The organism is Nodosilinea sp. LEGE 07298 (assembly GCF_015207265.1).
In the GTDB taxonomy this organism is placed as follows: domain Bacteria; phylum Cyanobacteriota; class Cyanobacteriia; order Phormidesmidales; family Phormidesmidaceae; genus Nodosilinea.
Window position 1 is genome coordinate 1 of the sequence record NZ_JADEXE010000148.1, and the last position, 16,767, is coordinate 16,767.

Consider the following 16,767-nt stretch of genomic DNA (forward strand, 5'->3'; position numbering starts at 1 on the left):
ATCTCCGAGTTCTTAAAGAACTCAGAGATCTGTTGGGGGAGTAGATCCCAGAGTTCTTTAAGAACCCTGGGATCTAGTCGGTAGGCTGGGATCGCTAATCGGCCACCGATGGCGTTACCACTGATTCGTCCGATCGCAAAGCCGGAATCTTCTTCATCACACAGAAGTAGACATCTTCCAAGTCTGGCTCAACCACCTCAAAATCCGCACCGGGGTCAGATTTGCTGTAGACCCGCGCAATGATATCGCCCATAAAGAAGCGGGTGGAGAGTACTTGATAGGTCTCTTCATAGCTGGGTAGCTGATCGCGCTTGAGCTGAATCCGCCAGACCTTGCCCGCCAGTTGCTGCATCATGGTGCTGGGTTGCCCGGTAGCGCGAATTTCTCCGGCAATCAGCACCGCCATCTGGGGGCACAGCTCGCTCACGTCTTCCACAATGTGGGTGGAGAGAATGATCGCCGCCCGCTCGGAAATTTCGCTCAGCAAATTCAGGAAACGCACCCGCTCCGCCGGGTCGAGGCCAGCGGTGGGCTCGTCCACAATTACCAGACGCGGGTCGCCAACAAGGGCTTGGGCAATGCCAAACCGCTGCCGCATACCGCCCGAAAAGCCGCTAACGGCGCGATCGCGCGCTTCGTACAAATTCACCTGGTTGAGCAGGTGCGTGACCAGTTCCTTCCGTTCTTTACCGTTGGTAATTCCTTTCAGCGCGGCAAAGTGATCCAGCAGCTTTTCCGCAGACACCCCTGGATACACGCCAAAGTACTGGGGCAAATAGCCCAACACCTGGCGCAGCTTGACCTTTTCGGTCAGCACATTGATGTCGCCCCACTGGACGGTGCCCTCGGTGGCTTCTTGGAGAGTGGCGATCGTGCGCATCAGGCTAGACTTGCCCGCCCCGTTGGGGCCGAGCAGGCCAAACATGCCCATGGGAATATCGAGATTGACACCGTTGAGGGCTTTGTAGCCGTTGGGATAGGTTTTGGTGAGTCCCCGAATTTGAATGGGGGTATCCAACGATAGGGTTGAGGTCATGGTTGTTGTTGTAGATAGCTAGCGGCAGATTGGTCAAAAATGGGCGGCACCCTCGCCAGGGGCCGATAGATGTCGATAGATTAGCCTTGACGCAGTGTGCCAAAGACCCGCTTAACTGGGCTACTCAGCAGGTAGAAAAAGACCAGCCCAAAAATAAGCAGGGTAAGCAAACCATCCAAGAGCACCCAATTGCCGCCTGAACGAAATAAGGCATCAAAGATATGGTTTACCCCTTGAAAAAAATGCATACCTACCACAAAAGTTGTCCAGACCCAGGCCCAACCCTTGAGCGTAAACATGCCATAGCTCGCCAACAGACCCAGCAAACCCAGAATCAGAAACACCACTCCAGCCGAAAAAGACCAGGATCCTCCCCCAGTCACGGCTGACTTTATCTCAGGCAAGGCTCGCTCTAGGCCAGCCTGAGCATAGGGATTATTAGCCATCAAAAAGATTTCCAAAATCGTTCTAGTTAGGCCAGTAATCAGCATTAAGGTCGCGATCAACGTGACACCAAACGGTCTAGAATTCGTCGTCACGATTTGCTCCTAAGAATTTTCCAACATCAAGGTTTATCTACCCTCTAACCTCCAATCAGTTGAGGGATGAGTATTAAATCACTTGTTGCCTTTGATCAGGTTGTGAATGTGAATGGAGGTCGGCGAGAGAGTGTCAGTCATAGGTTTCGGTGGATTGGAAGTAGTCGATCGGACAAATTTCGGCGTTGATTCCGGGGTGGGTTTAGGAGGGCATCAATTCATCCCGGTTGCGCTTCTGGGGTATCCCCAGACTTCCGGCGTGGGGGATTGTCATAGATGCTGATGGGGAAATTGAGGTGTTTGATATCACCCTGCCGATCGCAACGTCGGTGCAGGTAGTACAGCACCATCGCTATAACCACAAAGCGGAAAAACATCCCCACTAACCCGCCCTCAGGGCCAAAAGCACCGCCGGTCAACAGATCGGAACCTATGGTCTGTTGCGCGATCAGCCCTCCATGGTCATTGCCACTGACGGGAAAGCCAAGAATCGGCCCCTGAACGTAGTTCCAGCCGAAGTGCAGCCCTATGGGCAACCAGATATTGCGGCCCCCTAAAAAGGCAATGCCATAGATAATGCCACCCAGGGCATTGCCAAAAGCCGTAAACGCGGAGGCACCGGGATTGTTAATGTGGGCGTAACCAAACACGATCGCGCTGATCACGATCGCCCCCCACTTACACCAGCCGAGCACGCGATCCAATCTGCTGGGGAACGTCCCGCCCAGCAGTTGACTCAGTAGAAGGGCTACTAACACCCCTAGCCCAACGTGAAAGCCGCTCAATTGGAGCGATCGGGAGATCACTTCCTCAAGAACGGCGGTAAAGGCATCATTGCGAAACCAGTAGCTCAGCGCCTCTAGGTCGATCTGGAAACCTTCAACCTGAATACCGCCGAGCAGCCATTCAACCAGGAAGATGCCCACCATGGCGATGGCACAGATTAGCGCTCCAGCGCCCAAATCCCCCAAAGCCCACCAGTGAAACGTAAAGCCAAAGCCCTTACGAACGGACTGCTTGCGTATCAACCAGTAGACGGTGGCGATCGCTCCACAGATTAAACTGCTGCGAATCATGAATGAGAACATGAGTAGGCTGATCCTTCCTGATGTTGGTTAGCACACTTGGTGCCTTAGGGCCGACCGGCTTCGTAACCGTCGGCATAGCCCCGGGTATATTCTCGCGAGAGGTTGGCAGGCAGACCATGGCTACCGGCCACCGGATCGTAGGTGCTGCCCGCCCGGCCATCTTCCAGACCGTGCTGGTAGCCATCGTCGTAGTACCGCTGGAGGCCAGAGGGGTTGCCCGGCCGTCCCGCTGTATAGCCGTCGCCATAGCCTCGGCTATAGGCGCGGGAAGCATCAGCCGGTAGGTCGCGGCTGCCGCCCACGGGGTCGTAGGTGCGACCGGCTTGGGCGTCAGCTAGGCCGGCTTGGTAGCCCGTATCGTAGTAGGAACCCGAGGGCTGCGAGTCGCGAACTTTTAAGTAAGCTCCAGATACCCAGCCTTCGGTCTGGGGGTAGCCACTGGTCATCGGCACCACTCGGTACCAACTGTCAGCCCCGTCGCCATACTGGCCGGTAATGCCCACCACTGCATCCCGATGGAGCACGTAGAGCACCCGGCGATCCGTGCCTGCCCCATCACGCACGTTCAGATCGTTAGGAATCACGGTGCCATAGAGCTGGACTTGTTGAGCGATGAGTTGAGGCGCAGGCGGGGTGCTTGCATGCACTACTGCCGCACCGGGCCATAGCCCGACCATCATCGCCAAAGGCAGATATTTCAACATCATTTTCACAGTCCTACGTTCGCAATAATTAAGGCAAAACCATACACCGTTGAGCAGGCTTGCCTTCAAGGGCAAGCCCTAATTTTACAGAAATTATGACACTTGCCATATTGGAAACTAACATGTTTTCAGTTATTTACGATCGCAAATAACTGCGATCAAAAGCACCTTTATTAACGCTAAAAAGTGACAATCGTAAGAAAGGTTAGAAAAGTTAGAAAGGTGACATTATTTTCTGCGCACCACAGAAATGGCCGCAAGGCAAGGCTTTGACGGCATCAATGCAAAAACCTTGTATGGGCAGTATTGAGATTTAAAGCAGCAGTGGAGTGAGATAATTGGCTTGAGCAAAATGAGTTCTAAATTAGACTTATTGACGAGATGAGTTTAGGATTAATAGCTTCACTGTCGCCAAGCCTATTGCTTGGGGCTGGCGTAACGTTAGAAACAAAGCGCTTAAAAGGTTTTTACACCAAAGAAACCTCAGTATTCAACGGGTGATTTGACACTATGAAATGGTTCATGACTGCTCTATGGCTAGGTTTATTGGCGACGGCCTGCCAAGGGCCTGCTTCTGTGTCCCCAGAGCCTGAAGCCCTAGAGCTGGAAGCCTCAGCGATTGAGGCCACAAACCCTGCTCCAGCCACCCCGATTAAAACTGGCACTGTGCAGGCCCAGCCATCCCTCCGTATCCACACGGCACCAGGAACCAATACTCCAGTGATCTATGCCGCTCCCAATGGCACCCAGCTCGATATTTTTGCCGAAACAGCCATGGGCGACAGCGTTTGGTATCAGGTCGGGAGTAACCTCTCCCAGGATGTGGGCTGGGCCTATGGCGGCAATATTGTGATCGATGGTGACAGTACACCGGTAACCCCCGAGCAGCCCACAACCCCAAGCCCCGATCAGGGTTACCGAGACGGCTATAAACTGGGCTACCAGGATGGGCAGAACTTTAAGCAATACAATTCGGGCTACAACCCCGATGGGGCTTTGCAGGCTGGTTCTGGCAACCCCGACCCGGCCTACGACCCGGCCTATCGCAAAGGGTTCTATGCTGGGTTTGATGCGGGCTACTACGGCAACCCCTACAACGACAATCCCAATGCCGGGGGCGGTACCTCAGAGCCTAACGTCGACAATCTGACCATGACCTGTGTCGGTTCGTTCTCCAATGGCAGTCGGTTTAACCGTCAATTACACCCGCGAGTCTGGGTTTAGCCGCTTTACCTTAGATCCTGGGTCTGGCTCACCCGTGATCGTCAATCTCGCCTACTCGGGCACCACCGATGCCCAACACGGAGTCTGGAAGGGCAGTCTGACCTTGCCTCGAAAAAGTGGACATTCTCCTTCGTTGTCGACTCTTCGGGAATGTCCACTTTTTCGAGGCAAGGTCAATAGATCCACATGCGATAGATGAGCGCAGCCGCTTTTTTCGACAAATTGCGGCCCGGCACTCGGCCTGGCGGGTACTTGGTGAATGCTGATTTGACTGAAAAGAATTAAACCTGTCGGGATACCGGCCCGCTAGGCCCCAATAGCGTGAAGTGAAAGGTTGTGCCGATTCCCAATTGAGAGGTAGCCCATAGTTGGCCACCGTGATTTTTTACAATTTTTTTGCAGGTAGCTAAGCCAATTCCTGTCCCTGAGTAGCTCTCAGCGGACTTAGTACGCTGAAACATATCGAAAACTTTTTCAAGGTACTGGGCGTCAATACCAATACCATGATCGTTGATTTCAAATAGCCACCAGTCTCCTTGCTCTAGGGAAGAAATTTCAATTTGTGGAATCACTCCAGGTTCAACAAATTTGATGGCATTGCTAATCAGATTTTGAAATAGCTGAATTAGCTGAGTCTCATGGCCCATAACGGTAGGCAGCGAGTTGCAGTCAAGGGTGACTTGGTTGTGTTTGATGCTGCCATCTAGGTTTTCTAAAACCTGTTTAAGTACAATATTTAAATCAACAACTTGCATCTCCTGGTCATGCAGGCCAGTTTTGGAGTAAGACAATAAATCTTGAATCAGCCGCTGCATTCGATCGCCCGATCCATGAATGCGATTTAAGTAATCAAGGGCGGCCTGATCTAATTGGTTTTGGTATTTGATCAGCATCAGCTTTGCGAAACCGGTAATGCTCTGGAGAGGTTGCTGTAGATCATGGGATACTACGTGGGCAAATTGCTCTAGTTCTTGATTAGATCGAGCTAATTCTTGGTTATGCTCTAGCAACTGCTGTTTCAGTCGCTGGATGCATAGCTGATGCTCAATACGGGCGAGCACTTCCATTTCCTGAAAAGGCTTGGTCACATAGTCAACGCCCCCTACGGCAAAGGCTTTGACCTTATCTAAGACATCGTCTAGGGCACTGATAAAAATAACCGGAACGTCGCAGGTTTTAGAGTCAGATTTTAACTGTTGACACACGGCATAACCATCCATGCCCGGCATTCTGATGTCAAGCAAAATTAGATCGGGGGGATCTGACTGCACTGATGCGATCGCCCGCTGCCCATTTAGGGCTTTGCGCACTTCGTAGCCCTGATTGGTCAGCATGGCAGACAAAACCCTCAGATTGTCTGGGGTGTCATCCACTAGCAAAATATCCTCTCGCAGACCACCTTTTGAATACTTATCCATATTAGTGTGACGAATTTATTATAGGGAGAAAAGTGAATCAGGAACTTACTTGGACAGATGTTTAAGCTAAATAGCCATTGCTTTAGGCTAATTAACGTTTGGATTAACATTTAGGTCGGGTAAGCTGAATGATCTTATCAAAGTTGAAATCATTCAGCCAATGGGTCACTGTTTTAACCAGAGGGGTATGGGTTTTAGGCAGCTGGGCCAGGAGCTGAAGTATGGGGCGATCGGCCCCTTTCACGGCTAGCTCGTGCAGTTGCTGAATCCACTCAGGCGGCATGTCCGCTAGCATCTCCCCTAAAGCTTGGGGTGACAGAATTTCTGGATCAGCTAGACGATCGGCTGCTTTAGCCAGCTGGGCGGACGATTGATAAAGATAGGTAAGGGATAAATGCTCAGCCATTTTTTCCAACAGTAGATCGGCTTGAATTGGCTTGCGCAAAAAGTCGTCACAGCCGATCGCGATCGCGTTGGCTTTGGTCTCTTCAAAGGGGCTAGCCGTTAGCGCAATAATTTTAGTGCGGTTTGAAGGAGACCGACTTAAAGCGGGGGCTGCCATCGCGGATAGGCTAGACAGGGCCTTACTAGATTGCCCCTGAGCTTTTGACTGGTCGTATTCAATTGCGCGGATGGTTTGGGTGGCTTTTACCCCATCTACAATTGGCATCCGCAAATCCATCAAAATTAGGTGGGGGTGCCACTGTTGCCACCGGGCAATGCCCGATTTACCGTTCTTGGCACAGCAAAGTTCAAACCCTAGAGGCGTCAGCAACTCCAGCAGCAGCTGGCTATTTTCTTGCTGGTCTTCAACGATGAGGACGCGGTAGGTGGGTTGATTGGGAGCCAGGGCAACAACCCGCCCTCTCGCCTTGGGTGCAGCAAGCGGCGGGGCCTCGGCGGGGGCAGCTTGAATGTGAAATTTAAAGCGGCTGCCCACGCCAAGAGTGCTCTGCACCGTAATATCTCCCCCCATTAGGCGAACAAATCGGCGGCTGATGGCCAGCCCAAGGCCGGTACCAGCTTCGGTATGGTCACCGGTATTGAATTGAGTAAAGGGTTGAAACAGCTGTCCGAGAGCAGCAGCGGCAATGCCGCTACCGGTGTCTTCGACCTCAAAGGCCAGGGTGATGGCACGGGAGTGGTGCAGATTGTGAATTTGGTGAATCCGCACCGTGACGCTGCCGGTCTCTGTAAATTTGATCGCATTGCCGACCAAATTTAGCAGAATTTGCCTTAGTTTGCCCTCATCAGTGGCGATGTGCTGGGGCAAATCATCTGTGGTTTGAATCATCAGTTGCAGCCCTTTGGTCTGGGCTTTTGCCCGCACCATAGTATCTAGGTCATGCAGCAGGTGATGGAGGTTAAATCGAGTTTCGTTGAGCTGAATTCTACCCGCCTCAATTTTTGACATCTCTAAAACGTCGTTGATCATGCCCAACAGGTGCTGCCCACTGCGGTTAATAATTTTGAGATGGTTGCGGTGGTCAAGGTGGAGCGACTGATCGTGGCTCATAACTTGGGTAAACCCCAGAATGACGTTCAGCGGAGTGCGCAACTCGTGGCTCATTTGGGCAAGAAAATCGCCCTTGGCCCGACTGGCTGCCGCACTGCGTTTAGCCTCCCGCAGGGCGGCCTCTTTGGCTCGCTTTAGGGCGGCTTCAGCCTGTTTGTGCTCAGTGATTTCTTCTAGAAGTAGCAAGATACCGGAGGAGGAAGGGGTAACGACGGGGAGGTTAAGCGGCATAGAGATCGGCAAGGGTTGCAGGCTGAGGTCAAACCAACGGTTACCCCGATACAGGCCACGGTATTGGCTAGTATTCCCGGTTTTGAGCCGATCTAGGCTGTTTTGCCACTGGTCGGCGCTCAGCCAGTGGGGTACCACTGCCGCCTGTATTGGACTGCCCACTTCAATGGCAAAGCACCGTTTGGCCATGGGGTTACAAAACCAGACTAGGCGGTCTGCATCGGCGGCTAGCAGCCCGACGGGCAGGGTGCGGGCGATCGCAATTTGCATCGCCTGGGAGCGGCCCAGCTGCTGGGCCAGATCTGCCAGTTGGGCCACCTGCGGGATTGCACCTTGGGGTCGAGGCAGCGGTGGTGCTGGTTGCCAGTCCACCCCAGTCGTAAGCGTGTGGCTGAGCAAGTCTTGGTGATGCTCCCGCCAAAGCTCGGTCACCTGACGCCGCAGCAGGTAGTCTTCCCGCAGGCGATCGCAGAGAGCGGCCAGGGCGGCTGTGGCCATGAAAAGGCTGATCGGGGCCGCCGTGGGTAACCAAAAATAGGCATGAAACAGCAGCAGGCTGATCAGTCCCCAGCTGGCGCACAGTCCGGTTATGGCAGCAAGCTGCTGGGGGGTGTTCCATCCGGTCATCAGCCAGCTGAGGCCAGGGGCACTCAGCAGTAAAACCAGCCAGAGGTAGGGGCTAGTCAGGGGGCGCAGGGCGTTGTTTTGCAGCAGGTTGTGAATAGCCGTGGCATGGAGGTAAACGCCGCTGGTGGGTGGGTTGCGATCAAAGGGAGTGATGAGCGGATCGAGCCCAGCCGCCGTGGCTCCCACAATCACTATCTTGTTCTGCAGGGCGATCGCTGGAATGCGGTCTTGGAGAAGATCGACGAAGGAGTAGGTCTGGATATCAGCGGCTGGGCCTGTCCAGTTAAGCCACAGGGGCTGATCTAAATTGGGGAGTTCAACCAGGCCAGACACCAGGCTATGGGCCTGAATCGCCGCCACTCCTAGGGCGGGCTGACCTTGCCACAGGGGGACGATGTCGCGCACTAGCCCGTCAGAATCTTCGCGCCGCATAATGTGGCCGGTGGCGATCGCCGCCTGCTCAAGCTCTGGCACCGGCAGTAGAGCGGTGTTGTCGGCGTCCCAGGCCTGGGCTAGCACCGTCACCCCCTGGCGCTGTAGGGCCTGGGCCAGCTCGGCATCGTCATCGCTGGGCTCTGACCAAAGCACCGCCATGGCCACAACGCTGGCCCCCTGGCGGGACAACTGATCGAGCAGTTGGGCGTAGTAGTGGCGCGGCCAGGGAAACCGCCCCAGTTCCCGGAGGCTGGCATCGTCGATGGCCACGACGACCAGGCGATCGTCTGGCGTTTGTGGCCCCCGGAGGTCGAAAAGACTGCGGTAGGCCATCTGTTCCAGCGGCTGAAAGGCTTGCCCCTGCAACAGTAGGGCGATGACTACCGCCGCGATCGCACCAGGGAGTAACCGCCATAAATGTTCAACTAGGCGCTTAATCATGGCCAGCGGCCCGGGTCAATGCCAGGATTTGCTCAAAGTGAAAATCCTGCGCCCATCGGGTGAGCGCTTGAATCAGGTCAGCCTGGGTCGCAGGGAGCTGCGCAATTAACTTCAAGATTTGGGTATCTCGTCCCAGCACCGCTGCTCGATGCAGCTGATCGATCCACGCTCTGGATTGCCCTTCAAGCGTCAGGGTTTCTGATTGGGCATGAGGTACCCCTGGTGGAACGGCAGTCGAAGCCTCATCGACCTGTTTACCCAGGCTGATCGGGGCAGCATAGAGGTAGGTTAGCCCCAGATGCTGGGCTAATTTGGCCAACAAGTCCTGTTCCTGAAAGGGCTTACTAATGAAATCGTCACAACCCGCCTCTAGAATGTCCGCCCGCTCTTGATCAAAGGCGCTGCTGGTGACCGCGATAATCTTGGCCATTGGGTGAGCGCTGGAGCCGGGGGGGCGCTCGACAGCCATCCTGGCCTTCCGCTCGCGAGCCCGAATGTGCTGGATAGCCTCATATCCATCCATGATCGGCATCCGCATGTCCATCAAAATACCATGGGGGTACCACTCGGCCCACAGATCGATGGCTTCTCGGCCGTGGTTGGCAACCCGCAAACTAAATCCCAAAGGCTGCAAGAGATTGAGGAGCACCTGCTGATTTTCCCAGTGGTCTTCGACAATCAGCAGGCGGCAGGGCAGATGACTGGGGTGGACCCCGACCATCGGTAGCGCAGGAAAGACCGGGGTGGGTACCTCCACCAGGGATGGGGTGACTGGAATTTGAAATCGAAAGGTGCTGCCCTGACCCACCCCACTCTCAACGGTAATGGTGCCGCCCAACAGCTGCACAAACTTTTGGCTGATGGTAAGCCCCAGCCCTGTGCCCTCGTTGTTTTTTTGCCCCGTGCTGGTCTGCACAAAAGGCGTAAACAAGCGGGGCAAGTCGTCTGGGGCAATACCTGGGCCACTGTCTTCAACCTCAAAGCCGAGGGTAATAGGCGCAAATCGATCGTCGCTAGCGGCTATGGCGTCTATGCGCAGCACAACACAGCCCTGGGTCGTAAATTTAATCGCATTCCCCAACAGATTGAGTAAGACCTGGCGCAGCTTACCCTCATCAGCGGTAATGTAGCGAGGCAATTGGGGCGATCGCTCAATGAAAAACTGCAAATTTTGGTGGGTAGCTTTGAGGGATAGCATCTCATAGATGCTGTCTAGCAACTGGTAGAAATCGAAGTCATGGGCCTGAAGCTTCAGGCGACCCGCTTCAATTTTAGACATCTCTAGAACGTCGTTGATCAGGGTTAGCAAATGCTGACCACTGCGATTGATAATCGTGACATAGTCCCGAACAGCCTCAGGCAGATTGGGAACGTGATTGATAATTTGGGTAAAGCCCAGGATGGAGTTGAGGGGAGTGCGTAGTTCGTGGCTCATATGGGCTAAGAAGTCACTTTTGGCACGGCTGGCCACCTCTGCCGACAGCTTGGCTTTTTTGAGATCTTGAGCCTGGTCTTGAGCCTGGGCTAGCAGCGCCGCCATGGCTTCTTCAGACTGCTTTCGTTCCAGTTCAGCTCCGGCTCGCGCCGCAAAAATTCTCAAAATTTGCTCAGAAAACTCCCGCTCTACTATGGGACGGTTATCTAGAACCTTTAGATGTCCGATGACGTCACCCAAGGCGTTGTTCAAAGGCATGCCTAAATAGCTTTCTACCCCCAAATCAGCCAGATGCTCGTGTTGAGGAAATTTAGCTTGAATAGAATCTTCGTAGTAGATCATCTCACCAGCCGCTACTCGTTCGCAGGGAGTGCCCGTTAACGCGTACTCAAAGTTGTCACCAAACCGATCGCCCTGCCAAAAAGCCAGGGTACGACTTCTATTGCTGTCTGGGCCAGTCAACTCAGCGACAAGAGCATAGCGAACGCCCAACACCTCCGCTAGATGGCGTACTAACAAGTGAAAAAAGTCCTGGCTTGTCTTGGTGGCCGTACCCTCTACAATTAATCGCAGCGCCTGCTCCATTTTTTTGTAGCTGCCAATGTCTGTAGCCACGCCAAGGGATAGCGTTGTTTGCCCGTCAATCGCCTTAATAGGTTTTTTAATAGTTTTGAACTGATAAATTTTACCGGTTTTTGAAGTTACTTCTTCTTCAATTACTTTTACCTTTCCAGTGCTAATCACCTCGCGATCGTCTCGCAAAAAATGCTCAAATTCAGCTAGGCTTGGATTAAAATCTGCATCGGTCTTGCCAATTAAGTCTTGAACCGTGGTGTCATAAAGACTGGCCACAGCCTGATTGGCCAAAACAAACCGCCCCTGCCAGTCCTTGGCAAATATTAGATTTGGTGGATTGTCGATCACGTTGCGGAGAAACTCCTGCTGCCGCTGTAGGGCAAGTTCCGCCTGATGGTGTTTTTGGTGGAGTTGAAAATGTTCCTGGTGCAGAGAGATGGCGGCGGCGGCTGCACTCAAAAGATTGCTTTCTAAGGAATCCCAGCTGTAGTCAGACGCGCAGTTGTCAAACCCAATAAAGCCAAACAGCTCTCCCCTTACCATCAGAGGCAAAATCAGAACAGCCCGAATCCCCTGGGGCTCTAGCACCAGGCGCTCAGATTCAGGAAAATCTGCCACGCAGCCATGAATACTCTCACCCCGCGACAGCGATGCTCCCCAGCGCGGGAAAAAATCTGGGTAGGGCAGATTTTGCAGCAGGGGATTATCGATTTCGGCGGTGACGCCCTCGGCACACCACTCGGCTCGCTGGCTCATGAACATACGACCAGCGGCATCCGAGTGATTTTTAAATAGGTAAACCCTAGAGGCCCCAGCTACCACCCCCAGGTACTCTAGAACCTCTTGATAGTAGTGATGGTGCCCTTTGGTGGCCAGCAGCAGCCGTTGAATTTTGACCAGGGCGGCTAAATAGCGCTCTCGCTTTTCTAGGTCGGCTTCAGCTTGTTTGCGACTGGTAATGTTAGTGCAGGTACCGACAACTCTGATGGGGTTACCGGTGTCATCCCATACAGCTAGGACCCGATCAAACAGCCATCGGTAACTGCCATCTCGGCATCGAATCCGATATTCCTGAATTAAATCGGGTTGCTTGCGTTCTAGGTAGGCGGCTTTGGCCGTAAGGACGCGATCGCGGTCCTCGGGGTGCAGCAACTCCACCCACTGTTCCCCGGTGTTGGCGAACTCGTGGGGCTGATAGCCCAACATCGCCTTAAACCGATCGGAATAAAACCCCTGGCCAGTCACTAGATCAATATCAAAAATACCGTCGTGACTGGCTCGAATAACCAGATGCCAGCGGGCTTCGCTTTCTCTCAGGCTGGCCTCAGCACATTTGCGAGCGGTTATGTTTCGCTGTACCCCAAAGTGGCCGGTGATGTTGCCCTGTTCGTCATAAAGGCACATATAGTCTCCCTCAATCCAGATCGGGGTGCCATCTAACTTGCGCTCCTCGGTTTCAATATGCAGTTGACCGGCATCAAAAAACTGTCGCCAAACCTGCCGCCCGTGCTCTAAGTTGTGGGCAAAAAAATCGGCTGGGGTTAGCCCCATAAACTGCTCTCGACAAGCGCCATACTGCTCTAGCATGGCGTTGTTAATTTTAGTGATGCGCTGGTGGGTTAAGACATAGTCCAGGGTACTGTCTTTGTCTATGCTGTCGTTCCACGCAACCGGTTGGTCGAGCATCATAAAGAAAAACCCATCCAGGGACTGCGTGAAGAAAAGCTCTAAGCGGGCTTTCGTCTGCTGAAGCTCTCGCAGCGTAGCTCGCTGTTCAGAGTTGGCTATGGGATGTATGTTTTGAGCGCTAGGGGCAGGCAGCGCTAGGGTTGTCGGCACATCGCCTATGGTGTCAAGCGGCTCTGGCTGGCGCAGCCTACGCCACAGCTGCCGGAGAGTAATGAGACCCACGGGTTGACCAAAGTCGTTTACCACTGGGAGCGCTGGAAGTTGATGCTGGTCGAAGCAGGCTGCGATCGCGCCCACAGAGCCCAGATCCGATTGCCATAAAGCTGGAGAGGGCTGAAGGTGTGCTGACAGGGCTTGGCTAGAGGTGCTGAGGCCCCTGGCCACTAGGCACACAGCATCGCGCTCGGTAAATAACCCAAGGTAGCGGTGGCTTTTGGGCTCAATGACCACCAGGCAGGGCTGCTGCACTTGGCTAAGCTGAGCGATCGCCGCTGCCACAGTGGCCGTAGCAACTATGGTAGACACCTGATGGTCAATTACCTCGTGGAAAGCATCATCCATAGGTTGGCATCATTGACTCCGGTCTAAAACACGCTGGGCAATCGTCACGATTGGATCAAACTGAAAGTTTTTGTTCCAATCAGATAGTACTTTTGCCAAGGGCCGATAAACCTGAGGAATTTGCTGAATCAGAGCTGCAATTTGTTGGTCGAACCCCTGCATGGCTGCTCGATGAAGATGGATCGCCCAGTCCAGGGGCAGACCTTGATCTAACACTTCGGCCATCAGTGCTTCGGCGGTCTCCAGTGACATGGTCGCAGCCATAGGCAAGCTTCCACCTAACAGCTCCATCTCTACAGAGGTATCCGATGGAGACGCATTTAAAGCTACCGTTGCCAAGTGAACCGGTAGGTAAAACCTAACTTTGGTACCCTGCCCAGGGGTACTTGAGAGGCTGATTTGCCCTCCCAAGGCCTGAATGTATTGGTGGCTAATATAGAGGCCAAGGCCTAACCCTTGCTTGGGTTGAGGCCCTGACTCTGACTGTGCAAAAGCGTGAAAAAGTTGGTTGACCTCGTGGCGATTAATGCCACAGCCAGTATCTCCAATCTCAAAGAATAGGATACGAGCCGATTGCTGATTACGAGTCTCCGGTAGTGCATCCAAAGCACAGTCTTGCCAATAGCTGTCCTCTAGGCTCACGCGCAGGTTGATTTGTCCTGCACTGGTAAACTGAATCGCATTTTTCAAAAGCTGAATGAGAACCTGCCGGAGCTTGCCATCATCAGAGTGAATATATTTTGGCACCTGAGGATTGACAATCAAGTTGAACTGCAAACCTTGCTTGCTGGCTTGAGGCTGCCAGTCAAACACGATTTCTTCAAGCAATAAGTTTAGATTGAAATCTTGCTGGTTAAGGGCAATACAAGCAGATTCGTCCCGAGTAATCGTTAAAAATTGATTGATCATTTTAAGGAGATGTCGAGCACTTGTGTGAATGCCTGAAATGTAGTCCCGGTGCTCCTCTGTGAGTGATGAGTCGTTGACCATTAGACCTGAAAAACCCAGAATGCTGTTTAAGGGAGTCCTGAGTTCATGACTCATGCGGGCAACGAAATTACTCTTAGCCCGGTTAGCAATTTCCGCGATTTCTTTGGCGTCTTTTAGGGCTGCGGTAGTGCGTCTGTGGGCCTCAATTTCTTGCTGAAGCTGCTGATTCTGCTCGGTTAGCTGATTTTGTAAGCGCTGAATAGTTAATTGATGAGCAATGCGGGCTAAGATTTCTCCGGTCTGAAATGGCTTAGTAACATAGTCAGCACCACCCAGATCAAAAGCCTTGACTTTATCTATAACATCATCTGAAGCGCTCAGAAAGATGATTGGAATATCCTTTGTTTCTAAATCAGATTTTAGCCGTTGGCAGACTTCATAGCCGTCTAACGCGGGCATACGAATATCTAATAAAATAAGATCAGGAGGACAGGATTTGACACTGACTAAGGCCATTTCACCATTGGTGACGCAGCGAACCTTGTAGCCAATCATAGATAGGCTGGCCGACAAAATCCGTAGGTTGTCCGGTGAGTCATCTACAACTAAAATGTTGCCTTGATAAGTATCTGCTGGGTGTGAGTTCATCTCAGTCGGGATTGAGCTAATGCCGTTGGCGTTGAAATATAGGCGAACTATTTGGCTATATTTCCTGATATAGCAACCCAAATTGGTTGATGACTGTCGGATGGGCAGCTCGCCCCCACGAGTGGGACATCTGCGCTACAGGCGACAGTAGGAGATAACTATCGCAACATATCACCTATTTCGCAGTGTAGGTAAAGAATGTGACATCTCTGTGGAGGCACCGTTGATCTGGCAGAATCCTCAGCCTTAGCCAGGCTAAGCGCTATTCACCGTTCCAGTGTAAGGCTAGGGCGATTTGATCGCCTAGTAGCCCAGGGTCAAAGGGCTTACTCATAATGGCGTAAGCTCCGAGTTCAGCGTACTGTTGCTCCGAGACGATTCCCCCTGTTGCCGTGAGCATGATGACTGGAATTAGCTGAGTTTCAGGGGTTTTCTTTAAGAGCTGGAGAGTCATCAGTCCGTCTACGCCAGGCATTAAGACATCTAGCAAAATAGCATCGGGCTGGGCCTGGGCTGCGATCGCTACCCCTTCTTCTCCAGAACCGGCGGTCAAAACTTGCCACTGCTTCAAGGTTTGCAGGCTGACCTTAGCAATTTCGCGAATATCATCTTCATCATCAATCACGAGGATTTGTTTCATACTCCCACCACGGTGGCTATGGCACCCAAAACTATCCTCAGCAGTCAGCATGGGTGACGGTATCCAATTATAGCGATCCTGGGTGGGATCACGAAAATTTTGGAGCAGGTATTGAAGTGGGTGCGGACTAGTTCTACTAAAAGTGGGCTACAATTTTGGCCAATTAATCAGCCTAGAGAGACGGCTCTCCTCTGACAAACGTCAATTAAAAACCTGAATTTATTTATTTATTAAGATTAGGACAGGTTAAAAAAAGACTTCCCAAATAGATTCAACCTTCATCGTCAGCTTCATGTCCACGAGATTGCCACATTTGTTTTCTATGCTACTCAATAAGTTGGCATAGCAAGTGCCGACTTTATTAGGGCGCTTGCGCCCCTGACAGCCTCCCAGTACTGAGTTTTTCAGCTCTCAGCTTATGTCCTCAGCTACTGGGTAAACGCAATAAATCGAAGAAATGTTGCTAATCCTCGGCCTCTACAGGCTACGCTCTCCATCTGTTTTGTACCGTGATTCATCCTCTGGTTATCCAAGAAAGTCTGGTCTGTCGCTTTCGCTACTGGAGTGAGAGCATCCAGGAAGGTATGTATTTCAAACATGATCTCTATACTTACTTCCAGTCTTTTTCAGCCGCTAATCGATTAGCGGCCTATGCCGCAGCCTACGAACAGATCGAGCAAGGAAATGCCGTTTGTATTACGGTCTCTGAGACCCGTTATATTGTCTGGCTCTCTTTGCGGACACGAGACGCAAATGGAAATATCGACGCTTTGTTAAGCCGTGAAGTGAGCAGAAACAAAGCTAACCAGGAAGAGGTTTGTTTAGACAGCTAAAAGCTCTTAATTCGAGATGGTGGGTCAGGCAACCAGCGGACCACCCGATCACTGGACTGAGAAGCCTGAGGCTCTCCTGGGATCACTATGCAGCGGTTGGAGAAAAATGCCAGCAGATTAGGCATCGGAGGCGGAATCGCTCAAAATTAGTGAATCCGTAGCCAGAGCGCTTAATCAACTTCAAACGCGTGTTGAT

The 16,767-nt window shown here is 52.4% G+C and carries 12 protein-coding genes; 2 read left to right on the top strand and 10 right to left on the bottom strand.

All coding sequences use genetic code 11. The features are described 5' to 3' along the window. Window positions 1–94: 94 nt before the first annotated feature. From IQ273_RS19220 to IQ273_RS19235, 4 genes are all read right to left on the bottom strand, one after another. On the bottom strand, window positions 95–1,036 hold the full coding sequence (locus tag IQ273_RS19220; RefSeq protein WP_194024780.1) for an ABC transporter ATP-binding protein: 942 nt from the start codon (window positions 1,034–1,036) through the stop codon (window positions 95–97). A gap of 80 nt (window positions 1,037–1,116) precedes the next feature. After that, window positions 1,117–1,575 carry a hypothetical protein gene (locus IQ273_RS19225; RefSeq protein WP_194024781.1) on the bottom strand — a complete coding sequence of 153 codons (459 nt, stop codon included), beginning with the start codon at window positions 1,573–1,575 and terminating at the stop codon, window positions 1,117–1,119. 218 nt (window positions 1,576–1,793) lie between these two features. Next, on the bottom strand, window positions 1,794–2,663 hold the full coding sequence (locus tag IQ273_RS19230) for a CPBP family intramembrane glutamic endopeptidase (protein WP_194024782.1): 870 nt from the start codon (window positions 2,661–2,663) through the stop codon (window positions 1,794–1,796). A gap of 44 nt (window positions 2,664–2,707) precedes the next feature. Beyond that, the gene (locus IQ273_RS19235) at window positions 2,708–3,370 is read right to left on the bottom strand and encodes an SH3 domain-containing protein (RefSeq protein WP_194024783.1); all 663 of its coding nucleotides are present in this window, start codon (window positions 3,368–3,370) and stop codon (window positions 2,708–2,710) included. A 573-nt stretch (window positions 3,371–3,943) separates the two neighbouring features. On the opposite strand from IQ273_RS19235, the gene IQ273_RS19240 reads away from it, so the two are divergent. Next, window positions 3,944–4,591: an SH3 domain-containing protein gene (locus IQ273_RS19240; protein WP_194024784.1), complete on the top strand. Its 648-nt coding sequence runs from the start codon at window positions 3,944–3,946 to the stop codon at window positions 4,589–4,591. Between the two features lie 281 nt (window positions 4,592–4,872). Here the strand turns inward: IQ273_RS19240 and IQ273_RS19245 are convergent, their stop codons facing one another. The 5 genes from IQ273_RS19245 to IQ273_RS19265 form a co-directional block, all read right to left on the bottom strand. Next, window positions 4,873–6,009: a response regulator gene (locus IQ273_RS19245; RefSeq protein WP_194024785.1), complete on the bottom strand. Its 1,137-nt coding sequence runs from the start codon at window positions 6,007–6,009 to the stop codon at window positions 4,873–4,875. A 103-nt stretch (window positions 6,010–6,112) separates the two neighbouring features. Beyond that, window positions 6,113–9,259, bottom strand: coding sequence for a CHASE2 domain-containing protein (locus tag IQ273_RS19250; protein ID WP_194024786.1), 3,147 nt, complete (start codon window positions 9,257–9,259; stop codon window positions 6,113–6,115). Beyond that, window positions 9,252–13,520, bottom strand: a complete 4,269-nt coding sequence (locus tag IQ273_RS19255; protein WP_194024787.1) for a PAS domain S-box protein — start codon at window positions 13,518–13,520, stop codon at window positions 9,252–9,254. The genes IQ273_RS19250 and IQ273_RS19255 overlap by 8 nt, the downstream gene beginning before the upstream one ends. Before the next feature lie 9 nt (window positions 13,521–13,529). Beyond that, the gene (locus tag IQ273_RS19260) at window positions 13,530–15,098 is read right to left on the bottom strand and encodes a hybrid sensor histidine kinase/response regulator (protein ID WP_194024788.1); all 1,569 of its coding nucleotides are present in this window, start codon (window positions 15,096–15,098) and stop codon (window positions 13,530–13,532) included. A gap of 262 nt (window positions 15,099–15,360) precedes the next feature. Continuing rightward, complete coding sequence (locus tag IQ273_RS19265) at window positions 15,361–15,738, bottom strand: response regulator (RefSeq protein ID WP_194024789.1); 378 nt, start codon at window positions 15,736–15,738, stop codon at window positions 15,361–15,363. A 509-nt stretch (window positions 15,739–16,247) separates the two neighbouring features. Here IQ273_RS19265 and IQ273_RS19270 point away from each other — a divergent pair. After that, window positions 16,248–16,571, top strand: coding sequence for a hypothetical protein (locus IQ273_RS19270; protein ID WP_194024790.1), 324 nt, complete (start codon window positions 16,248–16,250; stop codon window positions 16,569–16,571). Between the two features lie 85 nt (window positions 16,572–16,656). On the opposite strand, the gene IQ273_RS19275 is transcribed toward IQ273_RS19270, so the two are convergent. Continuing rightward, window positions 16,657–16,767 (bottom strand): transposase, encoded by a 111-nt coding sequence (locus IQ273_RS19275; RefSeq protein WP_397197044.1) that lies wholly within the window; start codon window positions 16,765–16,767, stop codon window positions 16,657–16,659.